This window comes from Kribbella swartbergensis, from assembly GCF_054784135.1.
On sequence record NZ_BAAGPM010000008.1, the window covers coordinates 191,559 to 206,780 of the forward strand.

Annotated in this window: 14 protein-coding genes; 5 read left to right on the top strand and 9 right to left on the bottom strand. The window is 68.4% G+C overall.

The window, feature by feature from the left end; translation table 11 throughout:
• Positions 1-12: 12 nt before the first annotated feature.
• Positions 13-183, bottom strand: a complete 171-nt coding sequence (locus tag ACYVOK_RS04600) for a hypothetical protein (protein ID WP_460660958.1) — start codon at positions 181-183, stop codon at positions 13-15.
• Between the two features lie 109 nt (positions 184-292).
• Complete coding sequence (locus tag ACYVOK_RS04605) at positions 293-778, bottom strand: VOC family protein (RefSeq protein ID WP_460660959.1); 486 nt, start codon at positions 776-778, stop codon at positions 293-295.
• Positions 779-836: 58 nt separating this feature from the next.
• Here ACYVOK_RS04605 and ACYVOK_RS04610 point away from each other — a divergent pair, with 58 nt between their 5' ends.
• Positions 837-1,655 (top strand): DUF6597 domain-containing transcriptional factor, encoded by an 819-nt coding sequence (locus ACYVOK_RS04610; RefSeq protein WP_460660960.1) that lies wholly within the window; start codon positions 837-839, stop codon positions 1,653-1,655.
• 33 nt (positions 1,656-1,688) lie between these two features.
• Here the strand turns inward: ACYVOK_RS04610 and ACYVOK_RS04615 are convergent, their stop codons facing one another.
• The 4 genes from ACYVOK_RS04615 to ACYVOK_RS04630 all read right to left on the bottom strand — a co-directional run bounded on the left by ACYVOK_RS04615 (position 1,689) and on the right by ACYVOK_RS04630 (position 8,694).
• Entirely contained in the window at positions 1,689-6,005 is a 4,317-nt protein-coding gene (locus tag ACYVOK_RS04615; RefSeq protein WP_460660961.1) for a rhamnogalacturonan lyase family protein, read from the bottom strand.
• A 105-nt stretch (positions 6,006-6,110) separates the two neighbouring features.
• A complete protein-coding gene (locus ACYVOK_RS04620) occupies positions 6,111-7,328 on the bottom strand; it encodes an MFS transporter (protein WP_460660962.1) in 1,218 nt (405 codons plus the stop codon).
• A 153-nt stretch (positions 7,329-7,481) separates the two neighbouring features.
• Positions 7,482-8,228: a 2-phosphosulfolactate phosphatase gene (locus tag ACYVOK_RS04625; protein ID WP_460660963.1), complete on the bottom strand. Its 747-nt coding sequence runs from the start codon at positions 8,226-8,228 to the stop codon at positions 7,482-7,484.
• A gap of 58 nt (positions 8,229-8,286) precedes the next feature.
• Positions 8,287-8,694, bottom strand: coding sequence for a DUF3151 domain-containing protein (locus tag ACYVOK_RS04630; RefSeq protein WP_460660964.1), 408 nt, complete (start codon positions 8,692-8,694; stop codon positions 8,287-8,289).
• A gap of 145 nt (positions 8,695-8,839) precedes the next feature.
• On the opposite strand from ACYVOK_RS04630, the gene ACYVOK_RS04635 reads away from it, so the two are divergent.
• Positions 8,840-9,283: an HNH endonuclease gene (locus tag ACYVOK_RS04635; protein ID WP_460660965.1), complete on the top strand. Its 444-nt coding sequence runs from the start codon at positions 8,840-8,842 to the stop codon at positions 9,281-9,283.
• An 84-nt stretch (positions 9,284-9,367) separates the two neighbouring features.
• Complete coding sequence (locus ACYVOK_RS04640) at positions 9,368-10,342, top strand: type IV toxin-antitoxin system AbiEi family antitoxin domain-containing protein (RefSeq protein ID WP_460660966.1); 975 nt, start codon at positions 9,368-9,370, stop codon at positions 10,340-10,342.
• A 66-nt stretch (positions 10,343-10,408) separates the two neighbouring features.
• Here ACYVOK_RS04640 and fbaA read toward each other — a convergent pair whose 3' ends face one another.
• Together fbaA and ACYVOK_RS04650 are read right to left on the bottom strand one after the other, a co-directional pair.
• The gene (gene fbaA / locus ACYVOK_RS04645) at positions 10,409-11,434 is read right to left on the bottom strand and encodes a class II fructose-bisphosphate aldolase (protein WP_460660967.1); all 1,026 of its coding nucleotides are present in this window, start codon (positions 11,432-11,434) and stop codon (positions 10,409-10,411) included.
• A gap of 195 nt (positions 11,435-11,629) precedes the next feature.
• Positions 11,630-12,352, bottom strand: coding sequence for a GntR family transcriptional regulator (locus ACYVOK_RS04650; RefSeq protein WP_360514859.1), 723 nt, complete (start codon positions 12,350-12,352; stop codon positions 11,630-11,632).
• Between the two features lie 139 nt (positions 12,353-12,491).
• Between ACYVOK_RS04650 and ACYVOK_RS04655 the strand changes: the two genes are divergently transcribed.
• The gene (locus tag ACYVOK_RS04655; RefSeq protein ID WP_460660968.1) at positions 12,492-13,511 is read left to right on the top strand and encodes an SIS domain-containing protein; all 1,020 of its coding nucleotides are present in this window, start codon (positions 12,492-12,494) and stop codon (positions 13,509-13,511) included.
• Positions 13,512-13,625: 114 nt separating this feature from the next.
• Positions 13,626-14,045 carry a VOC family protein gene (locus tag ACYVOK_RS04660; RefSeq protein WP_460660969.1) on the top strand — a complete coding sequence of 140 codons (420 nt, stop codon included), beginning with the start codon at positions 13,626-13,628 and terminating at the stop codon, positions 14,043-14,045.
• A 362-nt stretch (positions 14,046-14,407) separates the two neighbouring features.
• Here the strand turns inward: ACYVOK_RS04660 and ACYVOK_RS04665 are convergent, their stop codons facing one another.
• On the bottom strand, positions 14,408-15,190 hold the full coding sequence (locus ACYVOK_RS04665; RefSeq protein ID WP_460660970.1) for an IclR family transcriptional regulator domain-containing protein: 783 nt from the start codon (positions 15,188-15,190) through the stop codon (positions 14,408-14,410).
• Positions 15,191-15,222: the final 32 nt, after the last annotated feature.

A 15,222-nucleotide genomic window follows, 5' to 3' on the forward strand; every position in this document is an offset into this window, starting at 1 on the left:
TCGGCCGAGGCCTCACGACAACCCGGCGGCCGAACGCTGGAAACGGTGAAGCCCGGAGACGTTCACCGGACATTCATCCGGCGACGCATCCAGGCTCTTGCGACCAAAGCTTACCGGAACCAGACTCCAGCGCGTGGGCACCGTCCACAGGGCTGAAACGATCACTTCAAGTATCTGTTTCATCACCTAACGGGTTGCCATTTTGCGTGATCGCGTGCACACTCTTAGTCAGCGGCCCGCCGAAACTGCCGCAGGGGACGGTTCCGGCGGGCCGCTTCCTCGTTCTCTCGACCTATTGCAGGTCTGAGGGGTTCGACGCGAGCCATTCCTTCACCCGGCGATCCGCCTCCTCCCGCGAGACGTCCTCGACCTTGGTCAGGATCGCCCAGCGGTGCCCGAACGGGTCGATCACCGTCCCGTACCGGTCGCCGGTCATGAACGTCTGCACCTGCTCGACCGGCTTCGCCCCCGCCGCGACCGCTTTCGCGAAGGTCGCGTCCACATCCGGCACGTAGTGCACCAGCGACGAGTGCACCCACTCGCCGTTCGGCGCCCGCAGCCCGATCTGCGGCATCTGGTCGCTCAACTGCAGCATCGAGTCGCCGAACTTCAGCTCGGCCTGGCCGACCCGCCCGTCCGGCATGTCCTGCCGGCTGATCACCTCGGCCCCGAACACCTCTTGGTAGAACTCGATCGCCTTCGGCCCGTCCGCCACGGCGAGGTACGGCGTCAGCGAGTGATAACCGTCGGGGATGGGGTTTACCGTGTTCGTCGTCATGGCCCTCAGTCAACCGCCGGGACGCCGTACCGGTCTTGTAAGAAAGCGACAGCCAGTTTTGACCACGCCTCCCGAGAGCGAGAAGGGCATCCTGCATCCGCGGGAGCAGGCCCGGCACCGAACGCTGAGCCGGCTCGCCGCCGGGCCGGAGGCCGGCCGGTTCGTCGAGTGGTACTGGATCGTCGAGTGGGACCTGGACGAGCCGTACACAGCCGAGGTGCTGCCGTACCCGAGCGTCAACGTCACCTTCGAGCAGCCCGGCGGGGCCTTCGTGAACGGGGTCTGCACCCGCAAGTTCGAGCGGGAACTGGTCGGCCGGGGCCACGTGTTCGGGGTGAAGTTCTGGGCCGGCGGGTTCGGTGCGGTGACCGGGCTGGACGTCGCGTCGTTCCGCGACCAGGTGCTGCCGCTGACCGCGGTGTTCCCGGACGGGGATCGGCTCGCGGACCTGATGTTCGCCGCGGATTCCGACGTACGGCGCCGTGCGGTGTTCGAGGCGTTCATCCGCGACCACCTCACGCCGCCGGACCCGTCGTACGAACTGGTCCGGGAGATCGTCACGACGATGGCGGCGGACCGTTCGGTGTCGCGGGTGGACCAGATCACCGAGCAGTTCGGCGTCCCGATCCGCACGCTGCAGCGGCTGTTCCGGCGGTACGTCGGTGTCGGCCCGAAGTGGGTGCTTCGACGCTATCGCCTGCACGACGGCGCCGAGTTGCTCGCGCAGGGCGAGGTCGCCGAGCTGGCCGAGTTGTCGGCGTCGCTCGGGTACTTCGACCAGGCCCACTTCTCCAAGGAGTTCAAGCAGCAGATCGGCCTCACCCCGGCCGAGTACGCCGCCCGAGCCGCCGCCGAACGCCAGATCACCTACCGGTGACGCGCCTCCCGTGCGAGAGGCGCGTCACCGGCGTCAGCGGGCGTACACGATGTTCGGCCGGGTCGGGTGGGTCATGCCCTGGCCGATGAAGAAGCTCGTGTGTGGTGGCTGGTTGTAGGCGGTGTTCTGCCACGCGACGCCTAGCCGGTAGACCGGGTCGTGCATCAGCGTGTGGATCCGGCGGTCGGTCTCGTACGGCGTTCCGTAGATGCGCAGCTCCGAGCTGTCCGCACTGCGCCAGGCGATCTCCTCCCGCCAGTCGCCGAACAGGTCGGCCTGGATTGCGGGTGTCCCCTTCGTCCCGTTGTTGGAGCGGGCGCCCGGGTCGGTGAGCAGCACGCCCGAGGTCTGCGTCCGCCAGTCCCACTTGGCGATCGTCGGCGTACCGGTCGAGGTGGTCGCGTTCCAGTCGTGGTCGACGATCTCACGCAGTGGGTCGCCGTCCCACCAGGCCAGGAAGTTGGCCGCCGGAATGCTTGTCGACAGCAACTCACCGGTGGACGACTTGAGCTGACCGACCCGCGAGTTCCAGGCCGCGTCACCTCCGACTGCCCAGCCTTCAGCACCTGGGTAGCGCGGGTCGACGTCGCCGGCCGCGGCTCGTCCGGTGTCACGTGCCGCCGGGATGTCCCACAGGATCGCGCCGGTCCGGGCGTCGCGCATGGTCGCGCCGCGGTTGCCGCTGCGGCCCATGTCCTCGTGCGCGGCGAACACCTCGAGCCCCGGACGACTCGGCACGAGATCGGAGACGTGCAACGCGTCACCGTGCCCGAGACCGGTGCTGTAGAGCAACGAGCCGTCGTCGTCGACCGTCATCGAACCGAAGACGATCTCGTCCTTGCCGTCGGCATCGACGTCGGCAACGGAGAGGTTGTGGTTACCCATCCCGTAGCCGCCTTCGCTGCCCGGGTCGTTACTGTCGAACACCCAGCGCTTCTGCAGCTTGCCGTCCACCAGGTCGTACGCCGCCAGCACGGCGCGGGTGTAGTAGCCACGACTGAACACCACGCTGGGGTGCTCGCCGTCCAGGTACGCCACACCAGCCAGGAACCTGTCGACGCGGTTGCCATAGGTGTCACCCCAGGAGCCGACGTCACCACGCGGCGGCGTGTAGTCCACGGTGTCGAGCGCCTTGCCGGTCAGTCCCTCGAACACGGTGAGGTACTCCGGTCCGGTCAGCACGTAACCGGAGCTGTTGCGGTAGTCGGCGTTCGGGTCGCCGATCACAGTCCCGGCGCCGTCCGTCGTACCGTCGGCCGTCTTCATCGTCACCTCGGCCCGGCCGTCGCCGTCCAGGTCGTACACCTGGACCTGCGTGTAGTGAGCGCCTGCCCGGATGTTCGGGCCCAGGTTGATACGCCAGAGCCGGGTGCCGTCGAGCTTGTAGGCATCGATGTACACGATGCCCGTATAGCCGGCCTGCGAGTTGTCCTTGGCGTTGGAGGGCGACCAGAGCTGGATGATCTCGTAGCGGCCGTCACCGTCGACATCACCGACACTCGCGTCTCCGGCGCTGTAGGTGTACGGCTGGCCGTCCTTGGTGTAGTCGTCGGCCGGCTTGTCCAACGGCACGGAGTAGTAGTTCTTCGTCCAGGTCCCGAACTCCTCCGTGACCGGGTACTCGCGCTCGTCGTCGATGGCAGTGACTCGGTACCGGGAGGTCGCTGTACCGCTCGCATCGAGGAAGTTCGTCGACGTCTTGATCGGCTTGGCGGTGATCCGGGCACCGTCGCGGTAGACGTTGAACCCGAGCGACGGACGGTCAGTCCCCAGCAGCCGCCAGCCGACGAGCACCTTGCCGTCAGCAGTCGGTACGGCGGACGGCGCCCGATCGAGGTACTCGGCCTGCCGCTTCAGAACTGTCGCCGCAGGCGTGACCAGTGTTTCGGAGGGACCGGAGACACCACCGGCATTCACTGCCGAGACGCGGTAGTAGTACTTGATCGTGGTCAGGACGTCCTTGTCGGTGAACGACTTCCCAGTGGTCAACCCAACGGTTCGGTAGACGCCGTCGGCGGCCTCCGACCGGGCAACGAGATAGGCGGTCGCGGACGCCACACTCTGCCAGTGGAAGGTGAGTTCGTTCTTGTCGATGTCCTGGAGCTTCAGCAACTGCGGCGCGGCAGGAACGGGTACGGCGGGGTCGATCATCGCAGCCCGGACCGTGGCCGAAGGCACCGACTCCAGGCCGGTGTTGTCGACTGCGGTGACGGAGTATTCGTAGGTCAAGCCCGCGACGACTGTGGTGTCGACGAGGCCCGGTGTGGTGGTGTCCGCGATCTTGACCGGCTCGGGGTTCTCAGGTCCGCGGCGGTACACCCGGTAGCCGGCTGCATCGTCGGCCGCGGTCCAGGAGATGGTTGCGGCTTCGGGACTCGCCTCCACCTTGATGCCGGTGGGCGCGACCAGGAGCGGCGTGACGTCGATCCCGTTGAGCCGGGAGCCTGCTCCGCCGACGAGGACGTTCAGCTGGCCGTCGCCGATGGAGATCGGTCCGTGCAGCCGCTCGGTGACGCTCGCCCGGCCGGCGTTGCCGTTACCGGAGGCCCGGCCTTCGATGGTGAAGTCTGTTCGGCTGGTGCCGATCCAGTCGCCGCTGTAGGTCTTGACCATGTAGGTCCCGTTCGGCACGTCGAGCTTGAACTCGAACGGGCTGCCGGACAGCACGAAGTCGCGTTGTAGGTCGTTGGGGACCCCCGCCGTACTGCCGCGGTCCCTGTCACCCATTGCCTCTGGCGGCTGGGTGAAGCCGTAGCCACGCGACGGTGTGTACGTCATGGTCCGGTTGACCTCGGTGTAGCCGGCAGCGACGGGTGAACCGACCGGACCGAAGTCGAACTTGTACTTGGCGCGTTTGGTGGTGAAGGTGATCTCCGTCGAGGGTGCTGACTCTCCGCGGCCGTTCACCGCAGTCACGCGGTAGGAGTACGGCTGCCCCTCGGCCAGCCCCTGTACGACGGAGCTGGCGACTGTCGTCGTACCCACCAAGGTGTAGCCGGCGTCGGACTTGCGGTAGATGCGGTAGATGTCAGCGCCGTCCACAGCGGTCCATTTCAGCGTCGCACCGGCGTTGGAGATGCTCGTGGCGATCAGCCCGGTCGGTGAGGCCGGGACAGTCGCCGGCGGCTCTACTTCGACCACGTGCTTGGCAATCGGGACGTCCAGCTCGGCGACGTCCGTCGCGACCAGTCTGGCCATCTGGATGGCGCCGTACTCCTGGAAGTGGGTGTCGTCGACGGTCCCGTTCGGGCGGCCCGGGTAGATGCCCGGATCGACGTGCAGGAAGACGGCCTTGGCCGCCTCCGGGCCGATCTCGTCCAGGTAGGAGCGGCTCGAGGCGGACAGGTCGACCAGGGCCACGTTCTCCTCGGCCGCGAGTTCCTTCATCTTGGCGACGTACTCGGGGAAGCTGACGTTGAACTTCAGCGTCACCGGGTCGAAGCTGCGGCGGGACACCGGTGTGACCAGGACCGGGACCGCCCCGCGCTGCCTGGCGCCGTGCACGTAGGTCCGCAGGTACTCCTTGTAGTCCGCGGGCGAGGCGTAGCGATCGTCCACACCCTGGGTCGCATCGTTGTGACCGAACTGGACGAACAGGTAGTCGTTCGGCCGGATCGCGCCGAGGATCTCGTCGAGGCGGCCCTGGCTGATGAAGTTCTTCGAACTGCGGCCGCCGATCGCCTTGTTCACGAACAGCACGTCGTTGGTGAAGAAGCGGCCGATCATCTGGCCCCAGCCGGCCTGCGGCGCGAAGCCGGGGTCGTACGTCTGCACGGTCGAGTCGCCGGCGATGAACACGGTCGGCTTCGCACCCGCGGTCCGGGCCGGCAGCCGGGTGATCACGAGCGAGTTGAGTTTGGCCGCCGTACCGCTGAAGTCCAGGTTCAGTTGTCCGTCGACCAGCGAGATCGGGAACGTCATGCTGAGGTACTCGCCGGCCGGTTTCGCGGTCAGCTGGACCTTGGCCATCTTCTCGGCGGTGATGGCGATCTCGCCGGCCTCGGCGGAGTCCCCGGCGACGAGCGCGACCGTGTAGTCGCCGTTCGGGAGGTCGACGAGGAACGACGTACTGCCGACGGTCACGAAGTCCTGGCGGATCGGGTCGCTGCCGCCCCGATCGGTGGCCGTCACCTTGCTCGGGTCGGTGAAGCCGTAGCCTCGCGTGGCGTCGTACTGCAGTGCTCCGACGCCGGTGTACCCGTCAGCCACGGGGCTGTCCGTCGTACCGAAGTCGAAGCGGTGGACTGTCTCTGCCGCCTGCGCTGCGGTCGGCAGCTGGGCTGCTAGGGCTATTGCCGCTACTGCGGCGGCCAGCCGGCGCAAGCGACGCCTGGCGAGTGGTGCACTCATGGGGAACTCCTGGCGGGGACGTAGGCGAGCGGGCCTGCGGAAAGCGTTCTCCACACTGGAACACCGAGTATGCGGATCGGGTGTCCGGCGGAACAGACCTCGCCGTCAGTTCCGCTGGCCGGATCCGGACACCCTGACGACAAAGGCCATCGCCGTCGCGACCAGCGTGGCCAGCAGGGCGACCGCGAAGCCGTACTGGGCGCTGTGGGCGTCGACGGCTCGCCCTGCGAAGGCCGCGCCCAGGGCGATGCCTGCCGCGCTACCCGAGTTCAGCCAGGTGAACGCTTGAGTGAGTACGGCGGACTCCACCTCAGCCTCGGCGAGTACGGCGGACAGCGTCTGGAACGGAGCGATGGCGAGTCCAGGCAGTGCCAGCGCAATCCCAACAGCCAAAGGCGTTTCGACCAGCAGCAGTGGGACGGTGCTGATGGTGAGTGCTGTCAGGACGAGGACGAACTGGTTGCGGGCCGGCATACGCCACCGCCTGGCGCCGTACGCGAGTCCGGCGACCAGGCCGACCAGGCTGGTGATGCTGTAGAGCGGTCCGGCCAGGGACGGGCTGCCACGGCCGACGGCGTACGCGGTGACCGCGACCTGCATGGAGCCGAAGAAGATGCCGATACCGATGTTCGTGGCAATCAAGGCCACAAAGCCCTTGTGCAGCAGGCGATCCGGCTTCACAGTGCGATCCCGCTTGACCGGCGGGGGCGCCGTACTGCGTTGCAGAGCCAAGGAGAAGCCGCCTAGCAGTACGAGACTGGTCGCCAGCGACATACCGACGACTGGGCCTGCGAGCGAGCTGACCGTACCTATGAGCGCGGGGCCGACCATGAAAGCAATGCCGACGCCCAAGGACTCCAGGGCGAACGCGGACGAGAGCAACGGTGTGCCTCGAAGCGCCTGCGACCAACGGGCCGCGGTCTGCGCACCAATCTGAGGCAGTGACGCACCGGTCAGTGCTCCTACGGCAACCAGAGACCACAGCGATGCGTGCGTGACCGTGAGGCCGATCAGGAGGGCGACGGCCGTCGCGTGAGCGATGAGCGTTGCAGGCAGCATGCGGGTCTGGCCGAACCGGTCGATGAGCCGGGCGACCTGCGGACCCGCCAGAGCTTCCGCAACCGCGAATCCGCCGGTCACGCTGCCCGCCACGGCGTACGACCCGGTGGATCCGTGCACCAGCCAGACGATGCCGAGACTGGTCATCGCGACACCGATGCGAGCCGGTGCCGCGGTGAGGTAGAACTTCCACGCCCCGGGAGTACGCAGTACCGCTGCGTAGTTGCCGGTGGGCGTGCTAATCCGTCCGGTGAGTGCCGGCACGGTGAGACCTTCCGCTGCCCGAAGGGGCGGGGACCGACCGTGGGCGTCCAGCTTCACCGGTCCGTCGAATCCGCCTACAACCGTCCATGTTCGGCAGGAAGCGGGGACGCACGCCGCCTACCGGCTATGTCAACGGGCAGAAAACCTCGTGGTTCAGGTTGACGGGGTCAGCTTACCGTCTCGCAGGACGGGCACGCAGTGACTGCTGTCCACTTCCGCAGCGATCGCGACGTCCTCCGCGAAGCCGTACTGCGTGAGTTCGCGACCGCCGGCGCATTCGTGCAGGAGCTTCGGGAGCTCGGCTTCGGCGTCTCTGTAAGCGGCTGCCGCGGCTCTGGCCTCGGGCGAGAACCCGTCCGTGTCGAGAGCGGCCAGGAATCCGCCGGCACCCCAGAGATCCTCGACAGCCGGCCGTAGCGAGCCGTCCTTCCACCGCTCCCCTGCCGCGATCGCCACCACCTTGAGACCCGGGTCTTCGGCGAGACGCGCGTTCACCCACGCCGCTGCGGCGAGTCGGTTACGCAGCGACACCGCCAGCACGGTCGTTCCGCTGTCACTGAGCTGGTGGCAGATGGTCGAGCCGTTGGGTGAGGGCAGCACGAGCCGCTCGATGCCCTGCGCTCGGCGGATGGTGACCGGCGACAAGCTCACGTCGCCGGGGCCGGCTGCTGAACGGCCGACGGCCAGCACTGCGTCATGGCGCTGCGCGTACGTGACGGCGGTCTCGTCACGCCAGCGGTAGGGGTAGACGACGATGCCACGGTCTGCGGCGACCGTGACGGTCGTGGTGAACGACAGCACGTCCACGACCGCGGTGATGCTGCCTGGTACGGCGGCTGCGCCCGACGGCGCCCAGTCGAAGCCGACCCGGAATCCGTCCTGCGCGTAGGGGCTGGTCACCCGACGGATGATGCCGCCGGGCCACCAGCCCCACAACCGGATTTACCCCGGCACCGGCTCAGCTCAGGGCGTCCGCCGCCGTCGCCGAGGAGTCCCGCAGGAAGGTGGCGCAGCGCTCGGCCTCGTCCTTCTCCTCGATGATCGAGGCCGCCTTGGCCAGGGCCGCCAGGCAGCGCAGGAACCCGCGGTTCGGTTCGTGCTCCCACGGGATCGGGCCGTGCCCCTTCCAGCCGTTGCGGCGAAGCAGGTCCAGACCGCGGTGGTAGCCGGTCCGGGCGAACGCGTACGCCTCGATCGTGCGCCCGTCGGCCAGCGCCGCCTCGGCCAGCTGACTCCAGGCCAGTGACGACGCCGGGAACTTGGCCGCGACGTCCACCGCAGCGGCCCCCGCGGCGAGTTCCGCCGCCGCCGGGTCTACGGGGAGTAGTGTCTCGGGTGGACCGGAGAGCAGATTGTTCAATTCCATAAGCACATCTTCGCCGATCACGCAGCCCAACCGGCACGTGACCGTCTGACGAAATCCGTTGACCGTTCACCGACCGGCCACGGATGCTTGAGACCCTGCGTCAATGCCGCCGTGGTTCCCAGCTACGGCCGGAAGGAGGCACCGGATGAGCGTCATAGTCCTGAACGCGTCGTACGAGCCCCTGCACACCGTCTCGATCCAGCACGCCATCCGGATGCTGGTGCGAGAGGTCGCAGTGGTGGAAGAGGCGCACGGAGAGCGGACGATCGGCCCTTTTCCGGTCCCACGCGTGCTGCGACTGGTCCGGTACGTGGTGACGCACTGGCGGTACGCGGCCGGCCGGATGAAGTACAGCAAGCACGGAGTGTTGCGACGGGACAAGTTCCGGTGCGCGTACTGCGGTCTGGACAACGCCGACACCATGGACCACGTCCAACCCAGATCCAGGGGCGGCCGCACCGAGTGGCTGAACGCCGTGGCCGCCCATGCCGCCTGCAACGAGCGGAAAGGCAACCGCACGCCCGCCGAGGCCGGCATGCCGCTCCTCTGGCAACCCTGGGTACCAACCCGCGCGGAGCTCGTCATCTGACATGACGGGCTTTTTTCATGCCCGCTGTCCACAGCTTTGAAGTCGTGGTGAGATCGCGGGTCCGATCGCGGCACTTTCTAGGGCATGAACCCTCAACTCGCCGTGATGGCCACCATCCGCGGCGGGGTGTTCACCCGTGCCGACGCGCGCGCCTGTGGCTACCCCGACCCGGACATCGACATCCTGCTGGACACCGGCGGCTGGCGCCGCGTCCGGCCGGGCACCTATGCCGCGCACCGGGCGCTCACGCTCGTCACCGAGGAGGTCCTGCATCTGCGGAAGGTCTACCGGGTGCTCCGCTCCGGTGGCGCTTCCGTCGTCGCCAGCCACCAGTCCGCGGCGGCCCTGCATGCCCTGCCGCTGTGGGGCCTCGACCTGTCCCGTGTACACGTGACCGCACCGCACGGCCGAGGCGGCTGCGTGGGCGGGGTCTACCGGCACATCCGTGATCCAGTCGGCCCCGGGGTCCAGGTGTGGAACAAGCTGCGGATGGTGTCACCGGCCCGCGCCGTCGTCGAGGTGGCCGCGACCTCGCCCGCCGCGCCCGCGGTCGTCCTGACCGAGGCCGCCTTGTACGCCGGTCTGGTCACCCGCCGGTCGCTGAAACGCGCTGTCGCGGACCACGGCAACGAACGCGCTGTCGCGGCGATCTCCCGGGCCGGTGCGGAGTCCGCCTCGGTGGCCGAATCCCGCCTGCGGTTCATCCTCGCCGGCGCGGGCCTGCCCAAGCCGTCGTCCGCACCGCCACCGGATGCCGATCCCTCGGAGCCTCCCGGCGCGGAGGTAGCGTCCTTGTGGTTCCCGGACGAGCGCACGGTTGTGGAGTTCGAGCCGCGATTCCCCTTCTGGTGTGAGGAAGCCGAGCCTGAGGACGAGGAGCCGACCGAGACTCCGGCCGGACCCGATCCGACGGCGCCCGATCCGCTCGAGCATTGCTGGATCTCCTGGAGAGACCTCGACGACCCGTTCCTCGTCGTCGACCGGGTCCGCGCCGGCTTCACCCGAGCCGCCCGCCGCAGCGGTATCAGGCACTTCGACGTCGCCCGGGCCCGGATGTGAGCGAGGGGCCCACCGCACGATGCGGTGAGCCCCTCGAAACCCCAGCTCTGTCAGGAGAAACAGATGTCAGGCGTTCAGCGACGTACCCGTGGAGCGGAGGCTCTCGCAGGCCTCGGCGACGCGCTTGGCCATGCCCTCCTCGGCCTGCTTGCCCCACGAGCGCGGGTCGTAGGCCTTCTTGTTGCCGACCTCGCCGTCCACCTTCAGCACACCGTCGTAGTTGGTGAACATGTGGGCCGCGACGGGCCGGGTGAACGCGTACTGCGTGTCGGTGTCGACGTTCATCTTGATCACGCCGTTGTCGACCGCGGCGCGGATCTCCTCCAGGGTCGAGCCGGAGCCGCCGTGGAAGACCAGGTCGAACGGGCGCTCCTTGCCGACCTTGGCGCCGACCTGGTCCTGGATCTCCTTCAGGATCTCCGGCCGCAGCTTGACCGCGCCCGGCTTGTAGACGCCGTGCACGTTGCCGAAGGTCAGCGCGGTGATGTAGCGGCCGTTCTCACCGGTGCCGAGCGCCTCGACCGTGGCCAGGCCGTCCTCGACGGTGGTGTAGAGCTTCTCGTTGATCTCGTTGGCGACACCGTCCTCCTCGCCACCGACGACACCGACCTCGATCTCCAGCACGATCTTCGCCGCGGCCGTCTTGGCCAGCAGCTCCTTGGCGATCTCGAGGTTCTCCTGCAGCGGCACCGCCGAGCCGTCCCACATGTGCGACTGGAACAGCGGGTTCTCACCGCGGGCGACCCGCTCCGCGGAGATCTCCAGCAGCGGGCGGACGAAGCCGTCCAGCTTGTCCTTCGGGCAGTGGTCGGTGTGCAGCGCGATGTTGACGGGGAAGTTCTTGGCGACCTCGTGCGCGTACGCCGCCAGCGCGACCGAACCGGTCACCATGTTCTTCACCGTCGACCCGGACAGGTACTCGGCGCCGCCGGTGGAGACCTGGACGATGCCGTCCGAGCCCGCCTCGGCGAAACCGCGGATCGCGGCGATCAGCGTCTGCGAGGAGCTCACGTTGATGGCCGGGTAGGCGAAGCGGTTCTGCTTGGCCTTGTCCAGCATCTCGGCGTAGACCTCAGGGGTGGCAATAGGCATGTCTCGCGGTACTCCTCACAACACAGTTCATGTGGGTTGTTGAGCTCCAGTATCACCGCCGGGCACCTCGTCGTACCCGGCGGCCCGCCAGCCGGACCGGCCAGGTGGCCGGGGAGCGATCGGCAGGCTTGCAGACCAGTGGATGAACAGGACCGGTCCAGTTCGTTGCGCGCCGATGACGGCGGCCGGTCCGGCTCAGGCCGACGACCCGGACCTCGGGCCGCGCGGGGTCAGGGCCATGTGCAGCCGGTAGCGGTCGGCCCTGTAGGCCGACCAGGACAGCTCGACGACCTTGCGGCCGGCGAAGGTGGTGCGCTCGAGGACCAGCAGGGGTGCCCGCCTGGCCACGCCGAGAACCCGGGCGACATGACCGTCGGCGTTGTCCGCCCGGACGGTCTGCTCACCGGAGGTGACGACGACGTCGTACTCGCTGGCGAAGACGTCGTACAGGGTGCCGAGCTCACGGCCGAGCAGGCCGGGGAAGAGCGCGGACGGGTAGTAGCCGATCTCGTACGCCATCGGCGACGCGTCGGCGGTGCGGAGGCGTTCGACCCGGATCACCTTGGTGCCCTTGGCGACCCGCAGACCCTTCGCGGTCTCGTCGGACGCCTCGATCTCGGTGGCCGACAGCACCACCGTGCCGGGCTCCAGGCCACGGGCCCGCATCTCCCGGGAGAACGAGGTCAGGTGCAGCTGGGAGTCGACCTGTGGACCGGTGACGAAGGTGCCCTTGCCGTGCACGCGTTCCAGCGCGCCGGACTCGACCAGGTCGCTGATCGCCTGCCGGACGGTCACCCGGGAGACGTTCAGCTTGTCCACCAGGGCGCGCTCGGACGGGATCGGGTCGCCGGGGTGAAGCTCGACATCGATCAGCCGTTCCAGTACCGATCGGACCTGGGCCCGCTTGGTCGCAACCATCGAATCTCGATCCTCCAGACCTGGGCGGGCCTCGGGGGTGCCCCGGGACGCCGCTCACTGCTATCGTGCGCAGCATACCTGTTAAGACCAGATAGGACCAGTGATCCCAGTGGTGTCTGTCCCCGCCCCGGAAACCCAGATGGCGCGCGAGATCGCCGAGCAGCCGGCCGCGCTGGCGGCCACGTTCGAGCACGTTCTGCCGCTGCGGCACGACATCACGCGACTGGCGGCGGGGCGCCGGCACGTGATCTTCGTCGCGCGCGGATCGTCCGACAACGCCGGCGTCTACGGCCGCTACCTGACCGAGATCCACGCCGGCCGGCAGGCGTCCCTGGCCGCCCCCTCGGTGGCCACCCTGTACGGCGCGAACCTCGACCTGTCGAACTCACTGGTGGTCGCGATCAGCCAGTCCGGCGCGACCCAGGAGATCGTCGACACCGCCGAGTGGGCCAAGCGGAACGGCGCGGCCATCGTCGGCATCACCAACGACGGCAACAGCCCGCTCGCCTCGACGGCCGACGTCGCCCTGATCACGCAGGCCGGCCAGGAGCTCGCCGTACCCGCGACCAAGACCTACACCACGCAGCTCGCGGCGATCACCGTCGCGGTCGACGCGCTGGCGCAGAAGCCGGGCACCCTGGACGCCGACATCGCCCGGGTCCCGGACGCCGCCTCGCAGATGCTGCAGGGCTCGGTCGAGGAGGCCGCCGACCTGCTCGCGGGTGCGCACGACGTCCTGGCCAGCGGTCGTGGTCTGACCTTCGGGACGACGCTCGAGGTCGCCCTCAAGCTGGAGGAGACCTGCCTGCAGCCGGTGCGCGGTCTGTCGTACGCCGACCTGAAGCACGGGCCGATCGCGGTCGTCGACGCGGACCTCGTCACGATCCTGGTCGCCGCGGGCGAGGGTCCCGCCCTGCCCGGCATGACCGAGCTGGCCGGCCTTGTCCGCGAGAAGGGCAGCAAGATCCTCGGCATCGGCGGCGACCCCGAGTTCGCCTCGCGCTGCGACGTCGACCTGGCCGGCCCCGACCTCCCCGAGACCCTGGCCCCGCTGGCCCTCGTCATCCCCGCCCAACGAGCCATCGAGTCCCTGGCCCGCAAGCTCGGCCTCAACCCCGACGCTCCCCGAGGCCTCCGCAAGGTCACCCAGACCGACTGACGTTCGGCAGAATCCACGGCCTCAGAAAGTCGTCGGGAAAAGTGCTCATTTGGTGAGCTGTTTGACTGGAAGTGTGGTGGTCATCAACCGGGAACACCAGGAAGGACCACCGAGATGTTGCGAGGATTCGCCACCGTCAGCTTCTACTCCACCGACATGCAGGCCGCCCGGGAGTGGTACACGAAGTTGCTCGGCATCGAGCCGTACTTCGCCGTACCGAACTTCGAGAATCCGGGGTATCTCGAGTACCGCTTCGGCGACTTCCAGTGCGAGCTCGGGATCATCGACGCGAAGTACGCACCGCACCAGGTCGGCAACCGCCCCGCCGGCGCGATCATCCACTGGCACGTCGACGACCTGGAGGGCACGCTCGACCGGCTCCTCTCGCTCGGCGCGACCCTGATCGAAGGCATCACCGAACGAGGCAACAACACCGGCTTCCGCACCGCCTCGGTCACCGACCCCTTCGGCAACATCATCGGCATCATGAACAACCCCCACTACCTGGAGATCCTGGCCAACCTGAACCCGTAACCCCTCCGCCAACCCCCGCTCGACACCGAGCTGAACACCTGCCCCCTCCGCCAACCCCCGCTCGGCACCGAGCCGAAGCCCTGGCCCTTCCGCCAACCACCGCTCGGCACCTGGTCGGCGCGGAGCGCAGCAGGTCCCCACGCCCGACGGCTTCCCGCGGCGGCGCATACCGAGAGCGAACTCCGGGCGGCGCAGTCCGCAGGTGAGCCGTCGGCCGCGTTCCTGCCATCCACCCCAAGCCCGCACGCACCGCGCCTGAAGGCGAACCCGGCGCTCGGCCAGGTACGGCCGCGGGGGTCAGAGGTGGCCGCGGGGTCAGAGGTGGCCGCGTGACTCAGAGGTAGCCGCGGGGGCAGCGGGGGTTAGAGGTGGCCGCGGTGGGTTAGGGCTGTGGTGATTTGGGTGGCGGTGGATTGGAGGTGGGGGAGGACTTCGGTGCGGAGGGAGGTGGGGGTGGAGCGGGAGGCGTGGGCGGAGACGTTGAGGGCGGCGATGGTTCGGCCTCGGGCGTTGTGGATGGGGGCGGCGATCGAGCGGAGGCCCAGTTCGAGCTCCTGGTCGACGAGGGCGTAGCCGTCGGTGCGGGCGCGGACGATGACGTCACGGAGTTCGTCGGGTGAGGTGATGGTGCGGTCGGTCAGGGGTTCGGTTTTGACCGACGAGAGGTACGCGGTGAGCTCGTTGTCGGGGAGGCCGGCGAGGAGGACGCGGCCCATGGAGGTCGCGTACGCCGGCAGCCGGGCGCCGACCCCGAGGGCGACGGTCATGATCCGGCTGGTCGGGACGCGGGCGACGTACACGATGTCCGGCAGGTCGAGGGTGGCGATCGAGCAGGACTCGCGGGTCTTCGCGCTGAGCTCCTCCATGAACGGTCCGGCGAGTTCGCCGAAGTCCAGCGACGACAGGTACGCCCAGCCGAGCGCGAGCACGCGCGGAGTGAGCGAGAACCGCCGGCCGTCGCTGCGGACGTACCCGAGCTCCTCCAGCGTGAGCAGGATCCGCCGCGCCGTCGCCGGTGAGATCCCGACGTCGCGAGCCACCTCGCTGAGCGTCAGCGACGGCGCCTCCGCCGAGAACGCGCGGATCACCGCGAGCCCCCGTTCGAGCCCTTGCAGGAACGTACCTGTGGACGCCTCACCGGCCATCGGCTAGCCTTTTCGTTGAAAGAAGATTTTTT